The organism is Acetobacter okinawensis (assembly GCF_002153655.1).
Classification (GTDB): domain Bacteria; phylum Pseudomonadota; class Alphaproteobacteria; order Acetobacterales; family Acetobacteraceae; genus Acetobacter; species Acetobacter okinawensis_A.
Genome location: NZ_JOPJ01000015.1, coordinates 43,587 through 52,415, shown reverse-complemented (window position 1 = coordinate 52,415; position 8,829 = coordinate 43,587). Strand labels below are relative to the sequence as shown.

At 53.8% G+C, this 8,829-nt stretch carries 7 protein-coding genes; all 7 read right to left on the bottom strand.

Features of this window, described 5'->3' with window-relative positions; translation table 11 throughout:
- Positions 1-341: 341 nt before the first annotated feature.
- Positions 342-1,079, bottom strand: a complete 738-nt coding sequence (locus HK26_RS08200) for a class II aldolase/adducin family protein (RefSeq protein WP_086639332.1) — start codon at positions 1,077-1,079, stop codon at positions 342-344.
- Between the two features lie 33 nt (positions 1,080-1,112).
- The gene (locus tag HK26_RS08195) at positions 1,113-2,159 is read right to left on the bottom strand and encodes an isopenicillin N synthase family dioxygenase (RefSeq protein WP_086639331.1); all 1,047 of its coding nucleotides are present in this window, start codon (positions 2,157-2,159) and stop codon (positions 1,113-1,115) included.
- A gap of 12 nt (positions 2,160-2,171) precedes the next feature.
- Positions 2,172-3,026: a sugar phosphate isomerase/epimerase family protein gene (locus HK26_RS08190; protein ID WP_086639330.1), complete on the bottom strand. Its 855-nt coding sequence runs from the start codon at positions 3,024-3,026 to the stop codon at positions 2,172-2,174.
- Between the two features lie 28 nt (positions 3,027-3,054).
- A complete protein-coding gene (locus tag HK26_RS08185) occupies positions 3,055-5,340 on the bottom strand; it encodes a TonB-dependent receptor (RefSeq protein ID WP_086639329.1) in 2,286 nt (761 codons plus the stop codon).
- A gap of 155 nt (positions 5,341-5,495) precedes the next feature.
- A complete protein-coding gene (locus HK26_RS08180; RefSeq protein ID WP_307772208.1) occupies positions 5,496-6,248 on the bottom strand; it encodes an amino acid ABC transporter ATP-binding protein in 753 nt (250 codons plus the stop codon).
- Positions 6,238-7,815 carry an ABC transporter substrate-binding protein/permease gene (locus HK26_RS08175; RefSeq protein WP_086639328.1) on the bottom strand — a complete coding sequence of 526 codons (1,578 nt, stop codon included), beginning with the start codon at positions 7,813-7,815 and terminating at the stop codon, positions 6,238-6,240. The genes HK26_RS08180 and HK26_RS08175 overlap by 11 nt, the downstream gene beginning before the upstream one ends.
- Positions 7,815-8,768: a LysR family transcriptional regulator gene (locus HK26_RS08170; RefSeq protein WP_086639327.1), complete on the bottom strand. Its 954-nt coding sequence runs from the start codon at positions 8,766-8,768 to the stop codon at positions 7,815-7,817. The genes HK26_RS08175 and HK26_RS08170 overlap by 1 nt, the downstream gene beginning before the upstream one ends.
- Positions 8,769-8,829: the final 61 nt, after the last annotated feature.

Below are 8,829 nucleotides of genomic sequence, written 5' to 3'. Positions count from 1 at the left end.
GGTCGGCATGGGCGCGAATGGGCACCAGCCGGGGGATGGTGCCGTGCAGGGCCGTGCGGCCAAGGGCTACGGCGGCCTGAGGGGCTGCCCCGTTTGGCGCCGCACTCCAGCTCCGGCGTGCAACTCCCATCATTCCGGCTGCCAGAGAAGCCGCAAACAGGTCTCTACGTTTCAAGCTGTATGGTCCTGATGTGTGTTTCATCACGCGCGGTCCTGTCTGTCTGGGCGGCGGAGTAATACATACACGTGTCTATGAGCACGATCGGGGCAAGCAAAAGCCGACAACAAATAAGGGGAAGAGCAGCTCTTCCCCTCAGGTAATACATTGGAGGATCAGGCTTTTAGTTTTTATAGTCTGGCTGCTCCCGGTCGAGTTTGCGGCGCAGGGCTTTCCAGATCATCTGCCCCTGATCGGGGTCTGTTACAAACTGATTTTTTGTACGCAGGAGTTTTTCTTCCGAGGGAACATGTAATGGCACCCCGGTGGCCTGGGCCGCAATCTGGATTTTGCAGGCCTGCTCCATGTAATATATGCGGTAAAAAGCCTGTGCTACGGTGCTGCCAACTGTCAGCAAGCCATGGTTTTGCAAAATAATGGCGTTGTGGTTGCCAAGATCACGCACAAGACGTTCACGTTCACTCAGGTTGTCATCCGCTGCAATCCCTTCATAGGCATGGAAGGCCACAGCACCATAAAATTCGATATTGATCTGGTTCAGGGGGAGAATACCCTTGTCCTGTGCCGCAACCACCATGCCGGGCACAGTGTGGGTGTGGATGACACAGGCGGCATCCGGCCTGTTGGCGTGGATGGCGGAGTGAATAACAAAGCCGGCCGGGTTAATGGCCCAGCTTGTTTCTTGCTGCGGAATACCGTCAGCATCTACAATAACCAGAGAACTTGCCGTGATTTCTTCAAACAGAAGGCCGTAGGGGTTTACCAGATAGCGGTGTCCACCACCGGGTAACCGCAGGGACAGATGGGTGTACACCATATCGGTCATCCCAAAATGGGCAATAAGCCGGTACGCTGCGGCAAGGTCTTCGCGCAGTTCCTGTTCGGTCTGTTGAGTGGTCATGGCTTTATGGTCCTTGGAGATAAAATAACTATTTCAGGCAGAGGTAACGCGCTTAAAATGGCCGAAGGTAGCCGTTTTGCGCGCACCTTGAGGGAGTTTGAGGTCGCCTTTTTCAACCTTGCGCACAAGGTACTGGTACGTTTGCAAGGCTTGTGACCACATATGCTCCCCAATGGTAATGGTCTCGTATGATGCCTCATCACCTTTTGCAAAGGCGGGCAGGGGGCGGATCTGGGTATGGTAATCGCAGGCATAAAAAAGTGGGAAAGAGTAGCGTTCCTCCGCCACCTTGCGGACCCTGTGTGCCGTTGCCACAAATTCCCCTGCGGTCATGACTTCGAGCATATCGCCGATATTCACGACAAAAGCACCGGGGATCGGGGGGGCATCAATCCACTCCCCATGGCCGTTCATCACCTCTAGTCCCGGTTTGTCTGCCAGAAGGATTGTAAAGCACTCGTAATCGGTATGGGCGCCAATTCCGGGTGCATCCTGCACGTCGGCATCATACGGATAGTGAATCATGCGGAGTTTGGAGGGCGGGAAGTTGGCAACAGTATCAAAATACTTTTCGTCCAGCCCCAGAGCCAGTGCAAACCCACGAAAAAGGGTGCGTCCCAGATCGAACACTGCACGGTAATAGGCTTCCGCTTCAGCCCGAAAACCGGGAATATCCGGCCAGTTGTTTGGCCCCAGCAAAGGCGTGCCCGCTTGCACCAGAGGATGATTGGCTGGCACTTCGTAGCCGATATCAAAGGCTTCCTTATGGTCGGGGCGACCGGCGGAATATACTTCTTCCCCTTCAGGGACAAAGCCTTTGTGGGTGGCGGATGTGCCGATGTAATACTCCATTTTCCTGTCAAAAGGCTGGGCAAAAAAACCCCGCGCAGCCTTACGGACACCTTCGATCAGGTCCGCCCCGACCTGATGACCGGAAATATAAAGGAAGCCGACATTGCGTGCAGCCTCTCCCAGTTTTTCAGCAACAGCCTGACGCTGTACAATGTTGTCGCTGTACAGATCACTGATATCAATGACCGGAATGCGGGTGAAGGTGTCAGTGGTTTTGGAAACAGACATCAACCCAGTTCCTTATTTGCTGTCCGTGTTTGACAGCACATGTTGAAAGTGCTCGCGCTCGGTCTGGCCTGTCCAGATATTGAGCGACCATAGGTCGGCTACCGGCATGTTGGTAAATGGCAGGGTGTGCAGGTAACCATCTGGTCCACATTCAGGCGTCATGGTGGTGGTGGTGTATCCACGCGCATGCTGGCTTAACCAGATCTGCTGCCAGATGTTCTGGTGAAAGTGCAGTGCTGGTGCATATTCCGGTGCGCCGGGGTGAGGGGCCTGTGGCCCCTGATCATAACCAACGCGTGCCTGAATATGGTGCACACGCTCCACAAAAGTGGACAGGTCATCCGCCGGGTCATTCAGCAGGCGTTCACAGCAGACAACCCAGTGACTTATGTCGGCTGTAAACAGCACGTCTGGTAGCTGCGCAATAACGTCCAGTGTCACCCATGGTGTTGCCAGAATGCGGGAGCGATGTGTTTCAAAGCAGCAGAGCAGGCCGGCTGAATGGCAGATAGTCTGCGCCTGAGCCATAAACTCAACCTGCTGGCTGGCAGGCCAGCGATCATTTCCGCCAAGAATGGTGACAAACCGGGGCTCCATGAGTAGTGCCCGGTCTATCGCCTCCCGCAGGTCATTCAAGTGGTCCTGCACTGTGGCACTCTGGGCGGGAATAACGCCTCCGCCGGTCATGGCGATGGCGATATAGGGCGCTCCCGCGTCGTGTAAAATGGTGGCGCACGCGCGGGCCTGAGCCGTTGTGGATGGAATACGGGCTTCCAGCCCTTCAAAACCTGCCGCGCGGGCTTCCGCCAGTGGGTAATCCCACCGGCGGTTATCCCCCCATAAAGTCCGGAAAAGTTCAAGCTGCATTTACGCGCTCCTGATACAGGCCAGTCGTTCAGAAGTTGTAGTGCAAGTCACAACCAATCCAGCGGGGTGTCTGGATGTACTGTACGCGGTTGCCATCGTTCCCGGTAAAGGAATAGTTGCTACGGGCATTGTTCTGCAGGTTGTCTACATAAACTGCTGCATTCCACTTGCCGGTTTTGGGGCCGAATTCCATACGCAGGCCAAGGGAGCTGATTTTCCCGTTCTGTGCGTTGGGGTCACCCAGAGCGGCCCACATGTTATCCTTCCATGTAAAGCTGGCCTGCAAAGTGGTGCGGTAACGGCTGATGTCTATGCCGTAACGCGCCACAGCACTCCATGAGAAACGCGGAGAGAACGGGAGAGAAGAGTTCTTGGTAACAAGGGCGTTGCCCCCATCATCAAGCACGGTGCTTTTGGATTGCGCATCCAGATATGCAAAGGAGCCGTGCAGATCAAGATTGGGGATAACATCATGGAACGTGCCGGAAATTTCGCCCCCTCGTGTGCGTGCGCGCGGAATGGTGCCCAAAGTGAGTGAGTTCAGGCTGTTCACCGGGTCAAACACTTCAAAGAACAAAGTCTGCCGGTTATGGTATTCATAATCGAACAAAGAGCCTTCAAGCTGCACTTTATTATGGAGCAGGGAGGATTTAATGCCGATTTCGTAAGCGATCAGGTTTTCCGGTTTAACGTAGTCAAGCGCCTGAGGCAGCAGTACAGGAGCGACAAAGTAAGAACCTGCTTTGTAGCCATTGGAGATTGTACCGTAAGCATAGGTGTTTGGCACAATTTCGTAACGCAGCCCAACGCGCCCGGTAAAGCGATGGTAGCTATGGGTTGTGTTCAGGTAGCTAAGCTGGGAGCTGCTGGCAGACCCAATAGGGTAGCTTCTGGTGCCACCATTAAAGCCTCGCTCATCATAAGACAGACGACCACCGGCAAGGAAGTCGAGCTTTTTGGTAATATTGGTAACTGTATTGATATACAGCCCCGTGGAGACGTTCTGCTGGGAAAAATGATTTGTAAAGTTTGCATGCGGGTCTTTGGTAGCCCCACGATAGCTGGTGTATTCCCCATCAATCTTGTCGTAAGATTCGTAAACCCCTACGGTCAGATGAAAGATTTTTGCCAAGTTCATACGCAGGTGCATGTCATGAGACTGCGCAATGGCCGTGTCATTCCAGCGATAGTCAGCGACCTGCGTATCAACGCCGTCGTAGTTATCCAGATCGTTGCGACGGTAAAAATCGATCCCGGTCGTGGACGAAAAAGTACCAAAGTCAAATGCTTTGGTGTAATTGACGGACACGCCACCACCGTTTTCGTTCCGGTGCGGGGGCGAATTCCCCACGTTAACGGAGTTGGCGCTGGGATGAAGGCCCGCTCCCCCATCGCTGGGCTGTGAAATATCCTGCGGGGAGGTCGAGCGGCCTTTATCGCGTGTGTAGTGGATGTTAAGCAGCACGGAGGATGTATCATCCACCACAAATTTGGTCAGGTTGCGCAGTGCAAGCAGGTCCTGCGAGCCGTAGCGATCTCCGGTACTGATGTCTTTTTGCCAGCCATCGCCTTTGACATAGTTGAAGGCGAAGCGGTTGAAGATTTTATTTGTAATAGGTGTGTTAATGGCAAAGCGGCCATGGTTGGTATTGTAGCTGCTGTAACCCCACTCTGCATAACCCCCAAACTTATCGGAAGGCTTTACGGACTGGATATTGATGCTGCCACCCGTTGTGCTGCGTCCCATATCAAAGCCCTGTGGGCCTTTTTCTGTGGAGACACTCTCAATATCCAGCATTTGCCCGGTGTAGAAAACCGGGAAAGGAGCAAGCAACCCATCCAGATAAATGCCAATCCCCCCCATGTTGGTACCGACATAGTCATCCAGCCCGACGCCGCGGATTGAAAAAATGGGAGCTGAACCGGACACAGCATTGGAAGCGGTTACACCGGGGGTGAAGGAAGCAATATCCTTGGGGCTCTCCAGATGAAGAGCACGCAGTTCCTGCCCGCTGATGACGTTCACTGTGGCAGGCTGGGACAGGTAGCGGTGCGTGTGGGTCTGGCTGACCTCAACTTCTTCGGTGGCACCATTGCGTGGTGCGGTGTTTTTACGTCTGGAAGGGGCGGATGCATGCTTGCCGTTTGCGCTGACGTGGCTTTTTGCAACAGGCTGGCTACTGGCAACAGGTGTTGCAGCGGTTGCCAGTGTTGAGGTCGATGCCAGAAGCAGGCAGGGCAAAGCTGGCAGGCTTACATATCTTGGCACTGAAGCCAGAAGGCGGAAGGACCGACGTAAAAAATATGATTTCATGCCCGTTTTCCTGTTTCATTCCCGTTGGAACCGGCTCCTGGGGCGCAAAGATGACCGGTCTTTTCGTTTTCATTTCATAACGAAATATCCCTTACATTCGTTTGAAAATAATTAAATCATACTTTTGTTGATTGGCATGCGGGGGGCACAGACGTTCAATATCGGAGCATTTGGTTAAGAAAATTCTGGGCCCGGTCAGTTTGGGGGGTGGTGAAAAAAGTTTCAGGGGGGGTAATCTCAACTATTTTCCCCTGATCCATAAAAATAATACGGTCTGCAATACGGCGGCTAAAAGCCATTTCATGCGTTACGCAAACAGTTGTAATGCCCTGTTCTGCCAGTTCATCCATAATACTGACCACGCCAACAATAGCCTCTGGGTCCAGGGCTGCTGTAGGCTCGTCAAACAGCATGACCTGTGGCTGCATGCACAGCGCACGGGCTATGGCCACGCGTTGCTGTTGCCCGCCTGAAAGCTGAATAGGATATTTGTCTGCCTGGTCAGGAATACCCACCTGCTCCAGATAGCGGCGCGCAAGAGCCGTTGCTTCGGCCCGGCTCATATGCTTGACCCGCATGGGGGCAAGAATACAGTTTTCCAGCACACTTAGGTGCGGGAACAGGTTGTAGTTCTGAAAGACCATACCCACCATACAGCGGAGCTGGATAGGGTCGGTTTTCTCATTGATCAACTTGCCATTGATGTTCAACGTGCCAATGTCGTGTGGCTCAATACGGTTGAGGGTCCGGATCAGGGTTGATTTTCCTGACCCGGATGGCCCAAGCACCACAATTTTTTCACCACGACTGACATCAAAATCCACACGGTCGAGAGCGACGAACTCACCAAACAGTTTGCTCATACCCCGCACGGAAATCATGGGGAGGTCTGTTGCTTCATGCTGCATTGGAAACAACCTTTTTACGGTCAGACCAGGCAAAACGGCGTTCCACCCGTTTTTGCAGGAAAAGGAAGAAAAATACCATGACCAGATAATAAACCAGGGCCGCAGCATAATACTCAGTGAATGCAAAAGTGCGTGCAACCTGTATCTGTGTCACAGCCAGAAGTTCCTGGAGCGAGATAACAGACGCAAGGGAGGTAATTTTTAACAGATTGATAAATTCGTTAATGGTGGGGGGGAGAGCAATGCGGAAAGCCTGCGGGAAAATAACACGCCAGTAAATATCGCGCCTGCTCAACCCGAGCGCACTGGCGCCAAGCTCCTGACCTGGGTCCACAGCACTGAGTGCGGCGCGGTTGATTTCTACCTGATAGGCTGATTCATTCACGGACAATGCAAGAATGGTGGCCAAAAACGGCGTAAACCACTGCTCCCGGAAAATGGGGAAAAACTGCGGCACAGCGTTCCATATAAAAAGGAGCTGAAGCAGGGTTGGTGCCGCACGAAAAAGGGAGACATAGCCTTCCAGCGCAATTTTAAGCACAGATTTCTGCGGGCTGTTCAGTACAATGGCAATCGGCACCGAGATGGTGATGGCGATGATATGTGAAATCAGGGCCACGCTCAGTGTGATAAGCGCACCGTGCAGAAAAGCGGTGGAGGTAAGAGCGGAAAAAAAGGCATTCCAGTCAAACATGGAACTGGAAGTAGCGTTTGCCGCGCCATTTTTTGTGGACTGGTCTGTCACGGACCATTTGGAGCGCAGTGCTGGTAGCGTGCCATCCGTTTCCAACGCACTGATCGCGGACTGAAGCTGCGTCTGGTCCGCGGCATTTGGCCGCAGGTAGATGGCAAAATGGTGGTAATCAGGAATATCCGGGGTGATCAGGACATGAAGCTTGTCCCCCAGTTGGCGCATGCGAAAAAAGAGTTCTACGTCCTGACTGACAAAAGCAAACACACGGCCAATCAGGACCTGCTGCACCACCTGTTCTTCAGTCGGGTATTGCTGAATAATCATGGGCGGTTTGCCTGCCGCCACCAGAGTATCGTTAATAAGTCCCAGTCTGGTAATATAGCTGGTGCCGGATTCAACGGCGATACTTTTGCCCGCAAGCTCATCCATGCTGGTCAGGGAGGGGGTACCCTTACGGCCGACAACAACCAGTGCGGTATCCTGATAAGTGACCGCATCAAAGCTTTTTTCCCGCGCGGGTGTGCGGATAATACCACTCATGACCAACCCGCACCGCTGAGCGGAAAGGCTGGGAAACAGGCCGGTAAAGTCCATGGTAATAACGGACAGCCGCGCCCGCCAGCGGTTGGCCAGAGCTTGTGCTACGTCAATATCAAACCCTTCCGGGTGGCTGACATCTTGGCCTTTGACAAAGGTCATCGGGGGGAGTGTTGGGTTTGTACAAATGGTCAGCACGCCATTTTGCACAAACGAGGGAGCTTGTTCGGCCAGAGCCAGTCCGTGCAGCCCAGCAGTTGCTACGAGGATGCCAGCAAGGGCTGCAACAGAACGGAAACACCGCATGAGCGGTGAGAGGGAGAAAGAGCTGATCATCAATAGGAAGCTTCCAGAAGGGAACGGAACGTTTCGACCATCAGGCTGGTTTCGGGCGAGGTGCGTGTCAGTAGGTGACAGCAGGTAATCAGGCGCAGGTTATTGAACGCAATCCGGCGCAGCAGCCCTTGGGCCACAAGGGGCGCTGCAAAAACTTCGGGCAGAAACCCAATGTAACTGCCAGACAGAATAAGCAGCGCGCGGGCGTCCAGTTTGTCGGCTTTGGCGCGGTAGGTAAAATGGTGGCGTATGCTCTCCCACATATCGGATGTCGCGACTTCTCCAACACTCACCATGCTCTGGCTGGCCAGAACGTCCAGAGTGATGTCTTCTTCCGGCACATGGAAGAGGGGATGCCGCGCACCGCAGAAGAGATAGGAGGCTTCGGCCACAAGGGGGCGACAGCCCTGCGGCGCCCGCCCCTGTGCGTAAAGCGCAATACCCGCCGTAGCCTGACCATTCATCACAGCTACCTCCACCTCCTTGGTTGAGGCGGAATGCAGGTGCATGAACACGCCCGGATGGCTTTGCGTAAAGGTGTGAATGGCTTTGACCAACGCCGTTTCACCATGGGTTTGAATATTGTCGGGCACATACAGGGTAAATGTGCCGCTCAGCACGCCACTCGCCTGATTGATCTGCTGGCGGAAGTGTTCAAGATTGATAAAAAGCGAGCGGGTTGCTTCCAGCACCTCCCGCCCTTCATCAGTCAGGGCGAAGCCACTACGTCCGCGCAGGCAGAGCGTCAGGCCAAGGCGGGTTTCCAGTGCCGAGATATCGAGACTGATGGAGGATTTGCTTTTGCCCAGCGTAATTTCCGCAGCACTGAAGCCCCCCTGTTCGGCCACTGTATGAAAGACGCGGAGCAGCCGGAGGTCAATCTCTGAAACATGCCCCTGAAAACCACGTACTCTTTTTCTTGGGCGAGGTGTTTTATGGCTGCTTCCCGTCATGGTCTGAATGCTCCTGCAGAGTGGGGCGTCAAGGAGGGCGGGTTGCCCAACCTCCTGTTTT

What these genes read in the sequence shown, in the direction of transcription:
- HK26_RS08200 (WP_086639332.1), bottom strand. Translation starts at nt 1,079, where the DNA reads ATGACCACTCAACAGACCGAACAGGAACTGCGCGAAGACCTTGCCGCA.
- HK26_RS08190 (WP_086639330.1), bottom strand. Translation starts at nt 3,026, where the DNA reads ATGCAGCTTGAACTTTTCCGGACTTTATGGGGGGATAACCGCCGGTGG.
- HK26_RS08185 (WP_086639329.1), bottom strand. Translation starts at nt 5,340, where the DNA reads ATGAAATCATATTTTTTACGTCGGTCCTTCCGCCTTCTGGCTTCAGTG.
- HK26_RS08170 (WP_086639327.1), bottom strand. Translation starts at nt 8,768, where the DNA reads ATGACGGGAAGCAGCCATAAAACACCTCGCCCAAGAAAAAGAGTACGT.
- HK26_RS08180 (WP_307772208.1), bottom strand. Translation starts at nt 6,248, where the DNA reads ATGCAGCATGAAGCAACAGACCTCCCCATGATTTCCGTGCGGGGTATG.
- HK26_RS08175 (WP_086639328.1), bottom strand. Translation starts at nt 7,815, where the DNA reads ATGATCAGCTCTTTCTCCCTCTCACCGCTCATGCGGTGTTTCCGTTCT.
- HK26_RS08195 (WP_086639331.1), bottom strand. Translation starts at nt 2,159, where the DNA reads ATGTCTGTTTCCAAAACCACTGACACCTTCACCCGCATTCCGGTCATT.